Origin of the sequence: Acidovorax sp. SUPP3334, from assembly GCF_030159055.1 — a bacterium.
Taxonomy (GTDB): Bacteria; Pseudomonadota; Gammaproteobacteria; order Burkholderiales; family Burkholderiaceae_C; genus Paracidovorax.
Genome location: NZ_BQXQ01000027.1, coordinates 1 through 13936, shown reverse-complemented (window position 1 = coordinate 13936; position 13936 = coordinate 1). Strand labels below are relative to the sequence as shown.

Genomic DNA, 13936 nt, shown 5'->3' with positions numbered 1-13936 from the left:
ATGTGCTGGCGGCCTTTTTAGTTGATAAATCCGCCAGCAACCTTTCCCCTGCAACCATCCTGCAGCCTACCCCCGCAGCTGCTCGCGCAGCCGCTGGCCGATGTCGGGCCGCGCGAGGAACGGGTCGGGCGGGTTCTCGCCGCGCACGATGTGCTCCATGCGGCTTTGCACGTTGCCCAGCGCCTGCGGGTGGCTGAAGATGTAGAACTGCCCTGCCCCCACGGCGTCGAACACCCGCTGTGCCACTTCGGCCGCGGTCACCTTGCCGCTGCTGACGGCCTTGTCGGTCATGGCCTGGCCGATCATCTGGCTCTTGGTGAGCTGCACGGCCGGCGTGTCCGGCCGGTTGCGTTCGCTGCGGGTGATGCCCGTGGGCACGAAGTACGGGCACAGCACGCTGGCGCCGATCTGGTCGGTGACGAGCGCCAGGTCCTGGTGCAGCGTTTCGGACAGGGCCACCACCGCGTGCTTGCTCACGTTGTAGATGCCCATGTTGGGGGCCGTCAGCAGCCCGGCCATGCTGGCCGTGTTGACGATGTGGCCGCGCCACTGCGGGTCCTTCGCGGCGGCGGCCAGCATCATGGGGGTGAACAGGCGCACGCCGTGCACCACGCCCATCACGTTCACGCCCATCACCCAGTCCCAGTCCTTCACGCTGCTTTCCCACAGCAGCCCGCCCGCGCCCACGCCCGCGTTGTTGAACACGAGGTGCGGCGCGCCGAAGCGCTGCTGCACGTCGGCGGCCAGCTGCTCCATCTGCGCGGCGTCGGCCACGTCCACGCGCCGCGCCAGCACGGCGGCGCCCGCAGCCTGCAGCTCGGCCGCGGCGGCATCCAGCGCGTCCTGCTGCACGTCCACCAGCACGAGATTCATGCCCCGCTGCGCGCCGATGCGGGCGCATTCGAGGCCGAAGCCCGATCCCGCGCCGGTCAGTACCGCCGTCTTGCCCTCGAACGATTCGATCATGCTGTCTCCGTTGTCTTGAGTACGTAGCCGATGCGTGGGAAATGCACGTGCAGCGTGCCCGCCCGCGCATCGGTGCGGGCCAGCGTGTAGCGCGTGCGCGTGGCCGCGACGAGCGTGCCTTCGGTCGGCTCGGTGCCGAAGGTTTCGGCGGCGATGGTGATCCGGCTGCCCAGCGCGATGCCGTGCTCGTCCTGGAACGGCTCCGGCGGCAACGGCAGGGGCTCGGCCGCAGCGGCCACGGCGATCGCGTCCTCGGCGGTGAACTTCTCCATGCGGCCGTGGCCCAGGGCGGCGATGCGGTCCATCCACTCGGGCACGGCGGGCGTGGCGGCGAAGATGTCGGCCATCACCGGCACGCAGGTGCGCGTGAACCACAGCGGGTGGTAGGCGGCGAAGTCGGCCAGGCACGGCTCGGCGCCGAACAGGAATTCGTGCTCTTCGGCCATGTGCGCGATGCGGCGCAGGTACGAGCGGTAGGCCGCCGCGGCATCCGCCGGGCGCAGGCGGTTCATGCCGACGGTCATGGCCTTGCGGTCCTCGCCGAACGCCTGGATCGCGCCCGGCGGCAGGTTGGCGAACAGCACCGCCGCGCCGCGCGGCTGCAGGTTGTAGGCCATGGCGGCCCAGAACAGCGTGGTGTCGGCCCACTGCGCGAACACGCGCGAGACGCCCTTGAGGTGCGGCGGGTACAGCACCGGCTCGGGCTGGGCGTGCTCCAGCACGTCGCAGATCAGCGCGGTGTCGCAGTAGATGTCGGCCCCCACCTGCAGGAACGGCGTGCGCCGGTAGCCGCCGGTGAGCGCCAGCACGTCGGGCTTGGGCGCCAAGCGGGGCACGATGACCGACTTCCAGGCCAGGTGCTTGAAACCCATCACGGCGCGGATCTTTTCGGAGAACGGCGACGAGGGGTAGTGGTGAAGGATCAAGTCGGTCATGGGCGATTCTCCTGGCCTGAGTGCGGGTGCTCGGGCGCGGCCCGCCGTCAGGCGGGGCCGCTCCACAGCATTTCGATGTGGGGAATGTTGTCTTCGACGTATTCGGCCGAGACGGCAACGAAGCCCATCTCGCCGTAGAAGCGCTGCAGGTGCGCCTGCGCGCTGATGCGCACCGCGCGGTCCGGCCAGGTGGCCTGCGCGCGCGCCAGCCCCTCGCGCACCAGGGCCCAGCCCATGCCGGTGCCGCGCGCCTCGGGCGCGACGACCACGCGGCCGATGGAGGGCTCCACGTAGTGCACGCCCGGGTCGGACAGCCGCAGGTAGGCCTGCAGGTCGCCCGCCCCGCCCCGGCCCAGCAGGTGCCACGCGGTCTTGTCGGCGTCGTCAGGGTCTTGGTAGGGGCCTTGTTCGAGGATGAACACGCGGCAGCGCAGCGCCAGCGCGTCGTGCAGCGCATGCACGCCCATGTCGTCGAAGCGGGCCCAGGTCCAGTGCAGCGCCATCGTCAGACGAGCTTGACGAGCTGCTTGCCGAAGTTCTTGCCCTTGAGCAGGCCGAGGAAGGCTTCGGGCGCGGCGGCCAGGCCCTCGGCGACGGTCTCGCGCGGGCGCAGCTTGCCGGAGCCGACCAGCGTGCCCAGTTCCTTGAGGGCTTCGGGCCAGATCTCCATGTGCTCGCTCACGATGAAGCCTTCGATCTTCATGCGGTTCACCAGGATCAGCGCGGGATTTTGCAGCGGCAGCGGCTGGCCGTCGTAGCCGGCGATCATGCCGCACACGGCCACGCGGGCGAAGGCATTGGCGCGCAGCAGCACCGCGTCGAGGATGTAGCCGCCCACGTTCTCGAAGTGGCCGTCGATGCCGTTCGGGCAGGCTTCCTTGAGGGCCTTGGACATGGACTTGAGGTCGCCGTGCTCGCGGTGGTCGATGCAGGCGTCGAAGCCCAGCTCTTCGGTGGCGTACTTGCACTTGTCAGGGCCGCCGGCGATGCCCACCACGCGGCAGCCACGGGCCTTGGCCAGCGCGGCGAAGGCGCTGCCGACCGCGCCGGTGGCGGCGCTCACCACCACGGTTTCACCGGCCTTGGGCGCGATGATCCTGACCAGGCCGTACCAGGCGGTGACGCCGGGCATGCCCACGGCGCCCAGGTAGTGCGACAGCGGCACGTGGGTGGTGTCCACCTTGCGCAGCATGCCGGGCGCATTGCCGTCCACCACGCTGTACTGCTGCCAGCCGCCCATGCCGACGACCTTGTCGCCCACGGCGAACTTGGGGTGGCGGCTCTCGGCCACCTCGCCCACCGTGCCGCCGATCATCACCTCGCCCAGCGGCTGGCTGGCCGCGTAGCTCTTGCTGTCGTTCATGCGGCCGCGCATGTACGGGTCCAGGCTCAGGTAGTGGTGGCGCACCAGCACCTCGCCGTCTTTCAGGGCCGGCGTGTCGGTGGTCACCCACTTGAAGTTGCTGGTGGCGGCTTCGCCTTGCGGGCGGTTGTCGAGCAGGATCTGTTGGTTGGAAGGCATGGTGGACTCCTTGGGTTTACTACATTTTTCATAGCAGCCTGCCGGCGTATTCATTGCGCTGGCAGGCAGTTTGACTCAAAGGCCTCGGGGCCTGAAAGCCGACGGATCAATCGGTGGACAGCGCGCCTTCCACGGCGCCCGCGCCTTGCGGCGCGCCCGCGGGGGCCAGCTTGCGCCGCACGTACTTGAACGTGCCGGTGGCATGGCAGCACACGCGGCCTTCCGAATCGGACACCGTGCCCTCGGTGAAGGCCATGGCCACGGTGCGGTGGATGAGCCGCCCCCGCGCCACCAGCGGGCCGCGCGCGGGCTGCATGAAGCTCGTCTTCATCTCGATGGTGACGACGCCGAAGTCGGGCGTATCGCTGCGCGCCGCCGTGGCCATGGCCACGTCCAGCAGCGTCATGGCAGCGCCCCCATGGGTGACGGCGAACGAGTTCATGTGCTCGGGGCGCGCCTCGTAGCGCAGCTCGGACTCGCCGTCCGCCATGCGGTGCAGCGTGAAGCCCAGTTCATCGACAAAGGGAATTTCGACACCAAAACTCAGCACAGGGCACTCCAGGAATCAATGGAAAGACGAAAAGCATAGCCACGAAAAGACACCGCCCGCCTCACCGCCGCTGCCGCTGGGGTAGCAGAGGTTTCGCCGCCGGGCCGCCCCAAGGCGAAACGCAGCCCCCTTGGGGGGCAGGAAGCGACACGCAGTGCGCGACCGTGGGGGCGATACTTCGCCGCCGGGCCGCCCCAAGGCGAAACGCAGCCCCCTTGGGGGGCAGGAAGCGACACGCAGTGCGCAACCGTGGGGGCGCAGGACATTCAGCCTCCGGTGACGATGCTCACGCCGCCATCCACGGCCAGCCACTGGCCGGTGATGTGCTTGCCGGCGTCGCTGGCATACAGCAGGCACAGGCCCTTCAGGTCTTCGTCGTCGCCCAGGCGGCCGAGCGGTGCATGGTTGGCGAGTTTTTCCTCGCCCATGGCCTTCAGGGTGCCCGCCGTCATCCGGCTCGGGAAGAAGCCCGGGCAGATGGCGTTCACGCGAAGGTTGTACTTGCCCCATTCGGCCGCCAATGCACGCGTGAAGTTGATCACGGCGCCCTTGGAGGTGTTGTAAGCGATGGTGTTCATGCCGCTGGGGTTGCCGCCCAGCCCGGCGATGGACGCCACGTTGATGATGCTGCCGCTGCGCCGCCCGATCATGCTGCGCTTGGCGATCTGCTGGCTCAGGATGAAGTAGCCGCGCACGTTCAGGTTCATCACCTTGTCCCAGGCCTCCACCGGGTGGTCCTCGGCCGGGGCGCCCCAGGCGGCGCCGGCGTTGTTGACCAGGATGTCCACGTCGCCCACGCGCTGCAGCGTCTCGTCGGCCAGGCGGCGGATGTCGGTCTCCTGCGCGCAGTCGGCGGCGATCCAGCGGGTGTCGATGCCGGCCTGCTGCAGGGTGGCCGTGGCCTCCTCCAGGTCGGACGCCTTGCGCGAGCTGAGCACGATGCGCGCGCCGGCCTCGCCCAGCGCCTGCGCCAGCTGCAGCCCCAGCCCGCGCGAGCCCCCGGTGACCAGCGCGGTCTTGCCCGAGAGGTCGAACAGTTGTTGGATGGTGCGGGTCATGGTTGGGTCTCCTCGTTGGTGTGGATGGGTCGGCCGGCGTCGTCTGCGCGGCGCCGGTGCATTGTGCTGCGCGCGGGGCCGCCGCGCTGTCTCGCGGGCGATGCCGGGGCGCCGCGCGCGGTCCGCGTGCGGCGATGCAGCCGGCCGCTCAGAACGCGTCTTCCGGCAGGCTGGCGCAGGTGTCGTCGCGCGTGCGCACCACGTTCAGCCACGCGCCGATCTTGGGCAGTTCGTAATGGAAGAAGTAGCGCGCCGCGCCCAGGCGGCCCACGCTGGCGGGCGCAGCCTGCGCGGCATCGGTGCGCAGCGTGGCCAGGGCCACGTCCAGCCACACCCAGGCCAGCACCATGTGGCCGAAGGCCTGCATGTACGGCACCGCGTTGGCCAGCGCCTCGGTGGGCTCGCCCGTCGCCCAGGCGGCCTTGGTCGCCGCGCCCACCTGCTGAAGGGCCTGCGCCAGGGCATTGGCATGCTCGGCCAGCGCGGGCTGCTGGATGGCCCGCTCCACGGTGGCGTTGATGCGCGCGGCCAGCAGTTGCAGGCCCCGGCCGTTTTCCATCAGCACCTTGCGGCCCAGCAGGTCCAGCGCCTGGATGCCGTGCGTGCCCTCGTGGATCATGTTCAGGCGGTTGTCGCGCCAATACTGCTCCACCGGAAAGTCGCGCGTGTAGCCATAGCCGCCGTGGATCTGGATGGCCAGCGAATTGGCCTCCAGGCACCATTCGCTGGGCCAGCTCTTGGCGATGGGGGTGAGCACCTCCAGCAGGAGCCGCGCCTCGTCGGCTTCGGCGCAGGCGCCCGTGTGCTGCTCGTCCACCAGCCGCGCGCAGAACAGGTTGAGCGCCAGCGCACCCTCGCCGTAGCTCTTTTGCGCCAGCAGCATGCGCTTGATGTCGGCATGCTCGATCAGGCGCACCTGGGGCGAGGCCGCATCCTTGCCGGCCTTGCCCAGCAGCCGGCCCTGCGGCCGGTTCTTCGCGTAATCCAGGCTCGCTTCGTAGCCCGCCAGCCCCAGCATGGTCGCAGCCATGCCGATGGCGATGCGGGCCTCGTTCATCATGTGGAACATGCACTTCAGCCCCTCGCCGGGCTGGCCGACCCGGTAGCCGATGGCGCCCGCGCGGCCTTCGACGGGGTAGCGCCCCTCGCCGAAGTTGAGCAGCGTGTTCGTCGTGCCGCGCCAGCCCAGCTTGTGATTGAGCCCCGCCAGCGCCACGTCGTTGCGCACGCCCGTGAGCTGCCCCTGCGCATCCACCAGCCGCTTGGGCACGATGAACAGCGAGATGCCCCGCGTGCCCGGCACCAGCTTGCCGTCCGGCCCGGGAATCTTGGCCAGCACCAGGTGCACGATGTTCTCGGTCAGCTCGTGGTCGCCGCAGGAGATCCACATCTTGTTGCCGGTGAGCCGGTAGCGCGGGCCCAGCGGGTCGTGCTGCCAGGCACCACCGCCACCACCACCGCCGCTGTCCTCATCACCGTCCGAATCCGGCATGGCGCGCGTGGCCACGTCGGAGAGCGACGAGCCCGCCTGCGGCTCCGACAGGCACATGGTGCCGGCCCAGCGACCGTTGAATTCGTTGTGCGCGAACACCTGCTGCTGCGCCGGCGTGCCGTGCGCCATCAGCAGGTTGGCGTTGCCCGAAGTGAGCAGGCTGGAGCCGATGCTGGCCGACGCCGCCGCGAAGAAGCTGTTGGCCGCCGCCTCCACCGTGTAGGGCAGCTGCATGCCGCCCAGGTCGTAGTCCTGCGCGGCGCTCAGCAGGCCCGACTCGGCATAGGCGCGCCGCGCCTCGTGCGTGGCCTGCGGCAGGATGACCTTCTCGCCATCGAAGCGCGGCTCCTGGGTGTCCACCAGGCGGTTGAAGGGCGCGTACTTCTCCCGCGCGATGCGCTGGCAGGTGTCCAGCACCGCATCGAAGGTTTCGCGCGAATGGTCGGCAAAACGCTCGCGCGATTGCAGCGCGGGGGCGTCCAGCCAGTCGTAGAGCAAGAAATCAACCGTGGTGCGCAGGCTCATGATGGGGCATCGAATAAGGCGCTACCGCAATGAATACGGCGGCACATTGCTACAAATAAAATAGCAAGCATCCGCCACCGGCTTGGGCGGCGGCGGCGCTCTGGTCACCGGCAGGGGGCATCGCTACGGGCGTGCCCCCGGCGTTACAGCACTTCGAAGATGCCGGCGGCGCCCATGCCGCCGCCGATGCACATCGTCACCGCCACGCGCTTGGCACCGCGGCGCTTGCCTTCGATGAGCGCATGGCCCGTGAGGCGCTGGCCGCTCACGCCGTAGGGGTGGCCCAGGGCGATGGCGCCGCCGTTCACGTTCAGCCGGTCGGCGGGAATGCCCAGCTTGTCGCGGCAGTACAGCACCTGCACCGCGAAGGCTTCGTTCAGCTCCCACAGGTCGATGTCCTGCACCGTGAGGCCCAGCTTCTTCAGCACCTTGGGCACGGCGAACACGGGGCCGATGCCCATCTCGTCAGGCTCGCAGCCGGCCACCGCGAAGCCGAGGAACCGGCCCAGGGGCTTCAGGCCCTTGCGGCTGGCGTAGTCCTCGCTCACCAGCACGCAGGCGCCGGCACCGTCGGAGAACTGGCTGGCATTGCCCGCCGAGATCACGCCGCCGGGCATGGCCGGCCGAATGCCGCTGATGCCTTCCTTGGTGGTGCCCTCGCGCGTGCCTTCGTCCTTGCTGACGGTGACCTGCTGGGTGATGAGGCCGCGCACCTTGTCGGCCACGCCGGCCGTCACGGTGATGGGCGCGATCTCATCTTGAAACAAGCCCGCGGCCTGCGCGGCGCAGGCCTTTTGCTGGCTGCCGGCGCCGTATTCGTCCATGGCGTCGCGGCCGATGCCGTAGCGCTTGGCGACCTGTTCGGCGGTCTCCAGCATGCTCCAGTAGATCTCGGGCTTGGCCTTGGCCAGCGCCAGGTCGCGCAGCATGTGCAGGTTCATCTCCTGCTGCACGCAGGAAATGCTCTCCACGCCGCCGGCCACGAACACGTCGGCCTCGCCCGCGATGATGCGCTGCGCCGCCATGGCGATGGTCTGCAGGCCCGACGAGCAAAAACGGTTCACCGTCACGCCCGACACGCTGACCGGCAGGCCGGCGCGCAGCGCGATCTGGCGGGCGATGTTGGCGCCGGTGGCGCCCTCGGGGTTGGCGCAACCCATGAGGACGTCTTCGACCTCGGCGCCGTCGATGCCGGCGCGCGCGATGGCGTGCTGCACGGCATGGCCGCCCAGCGTGGCGCCATGGGTCATGTTGAACGAGCCCTTCCAGCTCTTGGCGAGCGGCGTGCGGGCGGTGGAAACGATCACTGCGGAGGTCATGTGCAATTCCTTGGGATTCGGGGGGACACGTGCGGTGCGCTCGGTCGGGTCAGGAGAAGGTCTTGCCTTGTGCGGCAAGCCGGGCCAGCAAAGGCGCGGGCTCCCAGAACTTCGCATCGTCCAGCGGGTTCTGCGCGAAGCGCTTCATGGCCTGCACCACGTTGAACAGGCCGACCTCGTTGGCGTAGTGCATGGGGCCGCCGCGGTGGATCGGAAAGCCGTAGCCGGTGAGGTACACCATGTCGATGTCGCCCGACTTGCCGGCGATGCCGTCCTCCAGGATGTGCGCGCCCTCGTTCACCAGCGAGAACACCAGGCGCTGCACGATCTCTTCGTCGGAGATCCTGCGCGGCGTGATGCCCAGGCTCTTGCGGTGGTCCTCGATCATGCGGTTGACCACGTCGCTCGGGATCGCGTCGCGCTTGCCGGCCTGGTAGTCGTACCAGCCCGCGCCGGTCTTCTGGCCGTAGCGGCCCATCTCGCACAGCAGGTCAGCCGTCTTGCTGTACTTCATGTCCGGCTTTTCCTGGTAGCGGCGCTTGCGGATCGCCCAGCCGATGTCGTTGCCGGCCAGATCGCCCATGCGGAACGGGCCCATGGCGAAGCCGAATTTTTCGACCGCCTGGTCCACCTGCTGCGGCGTGGCGCCCTCTTCGATCAGAAAGCCCGCCTGCCGGCTGTACTGCTCGATCATGCGGTTGCCGATGAAGCCGTCGCACACGCCCGAGACCACCGCGGTCTTCTTGATCTTCTTGGCCAGGGCCATCACCGTGGCCAGCACGTCCTTGGCGGTGGCCTTGCCGCGCACCACTTCCAGCAGCTTCATCACGTTGGCGGGGCTGAAGAAGTGCATGCCCACCACGTCCTGCGGGCGCTGCGTGAAGCCGGCGATCTTGTCCACGTCCAGCGTGGAGGTGTTGGACGCCAGGATCGCGCCGGGCTTGGCCACGGCATCGAGCTGCTTGAACACGGCCTCCTTCACGCCCAGCTCTTCGAACACGGCCTCGATGATGAGGTCGGCGTCCTTCAGGTCGTCGTACTGCAGCGTGGTGGCGAGCAGGCCCATGCGCTGCTGGTACTTGTCTTCCTTGAGCTTGCCCTTCTTGACCTGCGATTCGTAGTTCTTCTTGATCGTGGCGATGCCGCGGTCCAGCGCCTCTTGCCTGGTCTCCAGGATGGTGACGGGAATGCCCGCGTTCAGGAAGTTCATGGCGATGCCGCCGCCCATGGTGCCGGCGCCGATCACGCCCACCTTGCGAATGTCGCGCTTGGGCGTGTCGGAGGGCACGTCGGCGATCTTGCTCGCGGCGCGCTCGGCCATGAACAGGTGGCGCAGCGCGCGCGATTCGGCCGTCCACATCAGGTTGACGAACAGCTCGCGCTCGTAGGCGATGCCGTCGGCGAACTTGCGCTTGGTGGCGGCCTCGACCGCGTCCACGCATTTTTCGGGCGCCGGGAAGTTCTTGGCCAGCCCCAAGACCATGTTGCGTGCGAACTGAAAGTACGCATCGCCCTCGGGGTGCTTGCACGGCAGGTTGCGCACCAGCGGCAGGGGCCGCACGTCGGCGACGCTCTGCGCGAAGGCCAGGGCCTCGGCGGCCAGAACCTCGGGCGAGGCCACCAGCTTGTCGAACAGCTTCTGGCCGGGGATGGAGCCGATCAGCTCGCTCTTGACCGTCTCGCCGCTCACGATCATGTTCAGCGCGGCCTCCACGCCCAGCACGCGCGGCAGGCGCTGCGTGCCGCCGGCGCCGGGCAGCAGGCCCAGCTTGACCTCGGGCAGCGCCACGCTGCAGCCCGGCGCGGCGATGCGGTAGTGGCAGCCCAGCGCCAGCTCCAGCCCGCCGCCCATGCACACCGAATGGATCGCCGCCACCACGGGCTTGGCCGAGTTCTCCACGGCCAGGATCACCGATTGCAGATTGGGCTCCTGCAGCGCCTTGTCGGTGCCGAACTCCTTGATGTCGGCCCCGCCGGAGAACGCCCCACCGGCGCCCGTGATGACGATGGCGCGGACGGCCGCGTCGGCATTGGCACGCGCCAGCCCGTCGGCCACGCCCTGGCGGGTGGCATGGCCCAGGCCATTGACGGGGGGGTTTTGAAGCGTGATCACGGCCACATCGCCGTGGACTTGGTACTCAGCGGTCATGCGCTTGTTCCTCGGGTTGGAAAAGACAATGCTGCGGGCCTGGCGGCCTTTTAGCGAACGATCGTGCTTTTCCATTCTAGGGGGCTTGCATGGCGGTCTGGTATTCACCGGTGTCCGCTCTGGGACACCCGGCCAGGGCCTGCGGCGAACCGCCCCGCCAGCGCCGGCGCCGGCGATGAACGCCCGCCACCCTGCCCCGACACGCGGCCTCAGTGCGAAAACGCACCGGGCATCGAATCGGCCTCAAGCGCAATAAACACTAGGGGATAATGCTATTAAATAAATAGCATCCACATACCAGGCCGCTCCGTGCGCCTGGAGCGCGCCTGGAGCACGCCTGTGCCATGCGCGGGCCGCCGAAACGGGCGCTGTCCGCAAATGTCTTCGCATCGACAGTCACGAACCGCCTCCCTGCCTAGCATGCCGGCATGACGCCCTCCCCCGCACATCCAACGCCCCTCGAACACGCCGCCCGGCGCGGCGCCGCGCCCTCGGTCACGCCCGCAGCACTGCAGCAGGCCGTGGACTGGGCCATCGTCTCGCGCCGCAGCATCCGCGCCTTTCTGCCCACGCCGGTGCCGCGCGAGACGGTGCTCGCCATCCTGGACGTGGCGCGCCACGCCGCATCGGGCATGAACACGCAGCCCTGGCGCGTGCACGTGCTGACGGGCGCCGCCAAGGCGCGCCTGAGCGAAGCCATCGCCGCCGTGGACGACGACGCCGACGCCTCGGCGGCACTCACCGAGCCCTATCACTACTACCCGCTGCAATGGGTATCGCCCTTCGTGGACCGGCGCCGCAAGGTCGGGTGGGATTTGTATGGCCTGCTGGGCATCGCCAAGGGCGACAAGGCGGCCATGCATGCGCAGCACGGCCGCAACTACCGCTTTTTCGATGCGCCGGTCGGGCTGATCTTCACGGTGCCCCGCGTGATGCAGGCCGGCAGCCTGATGGACTACGGCATGTTCCTGCAAAGCGTGATGGTGGCCGCCCGGGCGCGCGGGCTGGACACCTGCCCGCAGGTGGCGTTCACCAAGTTCCACCCGGTCATCGGCGCCGCGCTGGACATACCCGACACCGAGATGGTCGTGTGCGGCATGAGCCTGGGCCACGCCGACCCGGACCGCATCGAGAACACGCTGGTGACCGAGCGCGAAAGCGCCGAATCCTTCACCACCTTCCACGCATAAAAACCGCCAGGAGACACAGCGCATGGCCGTCATCCCCACCACCACCACCGCAGCAGCAGCAGCAGCAGCAGCAGCAGCAGCAGACCGAGCCACCTCCCGCAACCCCTCCCGCAGCCCCTCCCGGCAGGGCCTGGGCCGCACGGCGGCCAACCACGTTCCGCTCACGCCCATGGGCTTTCTGGACCGCAGCGCGCAGGTGCAGCGCGGCGACACAGTGGCCATCCTCGCGCCCAACACGCCCGCCATGCTGGAGGCGCACCTGGGCATTCCCCTGTGCGGCGCCGCCATCCTGCAGGCCATCGCGGCCATGGGCTTCGACGTGGACCACGTTTACGGCATCACCGAAGTCTCCGGCACGCCCGTGAGCTGCGTGCGCCAGACCGGCTGGGCCGACCTGCCCGAGGCAGCGCGCGCAAAACTGCAAGCGCGCCAGGGCGTGCGCGCCGCCGCGCTGGAAGACCTGCGCGTGCTGAACCCCGACACCCTGCAGCCCGTGCCCGCCGACGGCCTGACCGCCGGAGAAATCATGCTGCGCGGCAACACGGTGATGAAGGGCTACCTCAAGAACCCCGCCGCCACCGACAAGGCATTTGCCGGCGGCTGGTTCCACACTGGCGACATCGCGGTAATGCACCCCGACGGCTACGTTCAGATCACCGACCGGTCCAAGGACGTGATCATCTCGGGCGGCGAGAACATCTCGTCCGTGGAAGTGGAAGACGTGCTGCACCGCCACCCCGCCGTGCTGCTGGCCGCCGTGGTGGCCCAGCCCGACGAGCGCTGGGGCGAAGTGCCCTGCGCCTTCGTGGAACTCAAGCCCGAAGCCGTGGGCACCGTCAGCGCCGAAGAACTGATCGCCTTCTGCCGCAGCCACCTCGCCCGCTTCAAATGTCCGCGCCACGTCGTCTTCGACGCCCTGCCCCGCACCGCCACCGGCAAGATCCAGAAGTTTCGCCTGCGCGAAATCGCAGGCAGCCGCGAGGCCATCACGCAGCTGGCGCAACTGCCGGCCGATTGAGCCGGGCACACGCGCGCAAGCATTCGATGGTGAGGATTTCGCGGATCAAACAACACAGGCACCTGCCGCCCCGAGGCGTGGCGACTTCGCGAGCCCCTGATCCGAAGAATGGCCCCTGGCGCTAACCCTCTCGCGCAACGGCCTGCAGCACCTTCAGGTCGGTCACCTCGATGGACCCGTAGCCCAGCCGAATCGCCCCACGGTCCTGCAGCTCCTGCAAGGCCCGGTTGGCCACCTGGCAAGACACGCCGGACAGCCGCCCCAGCTCTTCCTGCGACAACGCCACGCGCCGCGCCGTGTTGGGAAACAGCGCATCGTTGAACAGCCCCGACAGGCTGTACGCCACCTGCGCCGTCCTATCGCCCAGCCGGTCCGTCTGCACCTGCGCCACGTAGTGGGCCAGCCGCGCATTGAGCTGCCCGATCAGCCACAGCGCGAACGGATGGCTTTCCTGCAACAGCCGCAAGAACTCGCTGCGCGGCAGCAGCGCCACCACGCTGTCGGTCAGCGCCGTCACGGCATAGGGCCGGGGCTCGTCCTTCAGCACCGAACCCTCGCCGAACCACGCGCCCGACGGCACGCCCGCGAACGTGCTGGTGCGCCCCTCGCCGGTGATGTTGTCCAGCTTGAGCATGCCCTGCATCACCCCCGCCCAATGCGCGGTGGGCAGGCCGCGCGAGAACACCGTGCTGCCAGCGGGGAAGCTGCGCACGGTGATCGCAGCGCGGATGCGGCTGGACTGTTCTTCGGTGAGGGCAGCAGTCCAGGCGGATTGGGAAAGGAAGGTGTCCAGGGAGGGTGAATCCATTGTCGGCGGGGCGAAAGAGGTTCGCTTGGATTCTGGAGGAAGTGGCTGTGAGAGCCTATTGGGGGAGATGCTTGTGTGCCCGATGTGCAGCCAGCGGGAGCCATGGCAGTTTGCGACCCAAAGCGGTCTGCCGCCGTGCCCTATGGATCTGTCGTTTGCGGTCGTTCAGTTACTCATAAGTCAGTAACTTAGAGAACACTTTCTTGCGCAGAGCGGCGATCGGTGCTTTCATTGACGGCATGAAACGAGACGGACGCACCCTGGCCCACAATGTGTTAGCGGGCGCGGAAATGGGCTGCGCGCGCTGCGCTCGACCAAAGGCACAGGCCGCCCGCGCAGCCTCACACCCGTGCAGGAGCGCCAGGTTTTTCGCTGGGTCAACGGCAAAAACCCACGTCGGGCTT

General features: G+C 68.6%; 11 protein-coding genes and 2 pseudogenes. 3 read left to right on the top strand and 10 right to left on the bottom strand.

Annotated features, from left to right (window positions below):
* Positions 1-66 precede the first annotated feature (66 nt).
* The 9 genes from AVHM3334_RS15545 to AVHM3334_RS15505 form a co-directional block, all read right to left on the bottom strand.
* On the bottom strand, positions 67-966 hold the full coding sequence (locus AVHM3334_RS15545; RefSeq protein WP_284413723.1) for an SDR family oxidoreductase: 900 nt from the start codon (positions 964-966) through the stop codon (positions 67-69).
* Complete coding sequence (locus tag AVHM3334_RS15540; protein ID WP_284413722.1) at positions 963-1901, bottom strand: glutathione S-transferase family protein; 939 nt, start codon at positions 1899-1901, stop codon at positions 963-965. The genes AVHM3334_RS15545 and AVHM3334_RS15540 overlap by 4 nt, the downstream gene beginning before the upstream one ends.
* A 47-nt stretch (positions 1902-1948) precedes the next feature.
* The gene (locus AVHM3334_RS15535; protein ID WP_284413720.1) at positions 1949-2404 is read right to left on the bottom strand and encodes a GNAT family N-acetyltransferase; all 456 of its coding nucleotides are present in this window, start codon (positions 2402-2404) and stop codon (positions 1949-1951) included.
* 2 nt (positions 2405-2406) lie between these two features.
* Positions 2407-3423 (bottom strand): NADP-dependent oxidoreductase, encoded by a 1017-nt coding sequence (locus tag AVHM3334_RS15530; RefSeq protein WP_284413718.1) that lies wholly within the window; start codon positions 3421-3423, stop codon positions 2407-2409.
* A gap of 106 nt (positions 3424-3529) precedes the next feature.
* A complete protein-coding gene (locus AVHM3334_RS15525) occupies positions 3530-3973 on the bottom strand; it encodes a PaaI family thioesterase (RefSeq protein ID WP_284413716.1) in 444 nt (147 codons plus the stop codon).
* Between the two features lie 266 nt (positions 3974-4239).
* Positions 4240-5031: an SDR family oxidoreductase gene (locus AVHM3334_RS15520; RefSeq protein WP_284413714.1), complete on the bottom strand. Its 792-nt coding sequence runs from the start codon at positions 5029-5031 to the stop codon at positions 4240-4242.
* Between the two features lie 148 nt (positions 5032-5179).
* Positions 5180-7048 (bottom strand): acyl-CoA dehydrogenase, encoded by a 1869-nt coding sequence (locus AVHM3334_RS15515; protein WP_284413712.1) that lies wholly within the window; start codon positions 7046-7048, stop codon positions 5180-5182.
* Between the two features lie 143 nt (positions 7049-7191).
* Positions 7192-8367: an acetyl-CoA C-acyltransferase gene (locus AVHM3334_RS15510; RefSeq protein WP_284413710.1), complete on the bottom strand. Its 1176-nt coding sequence runs from the start codon at positions 8365-8367 to the stop codon at positions 7192-7194.
* Positions 8368-8416: 49 nt separating this feature from the next.
* Positions 8417-10516 (bottom strand): 3-hydroxyacyl-CoA dehydrogenase NAD-binding domain-containing protein, encoded by a 2100-nt coding sequence (locus AVHM3334_RS15505; protein ID WP_284413709.1) that lies wholly within the window; start codon positions 10514-10516, stop codon positions 8417-8419.
* 428 nt (positions 10517-10944) lie between these two features.
* Here AVHM3334_RS15505 and AVHM3334_RS15500 point away from each other — a divergent pair, with 428 nt between their 5' ends.
* A complete protein-coding gene (locus AVHM3334_RS15500; RefSeq protein WP_284413707.1) occupies positions 10945-11706 on the top strand; it encodes a nitroreductase in 762 nt (253 codons plus the stop codon).
* 280 nt (positions 11707-11986) lie between these two features.
* Positions 11987-12724: pseudogene (locus AVHM3334_RS15495) on the top strand (AMP-binding enzyme); the annotation flags it as partial.
* A gap of 121 nt (positions 12725-12845) precedes the next feature.
* On the opposite strand, the gene AVHM3334_RS15490 reads toward AVHM3334_RS15495, so the two are convergent.
* Positions 12846-13532, bottom strand: a complete 687-nt coding sequence (locus AVHM3334_RS15490) for a Crp/Fnr family transcriptional regulator (protein ID WP_284413705.1) — start codon at positions 13530-13532, stop codon at positions 12846-12848.
* Between the two features lie 286 nt (positions 13533-13818).
* Here AVHM3334_RS15490 and AVHM3334_RS15485 point away from each other — a divergent pair.
* Positions 13819-13936, top strand: a pseudogene (locus AVHM3334_RS15485) (IS630 family transposase); the annotation flags it as partial.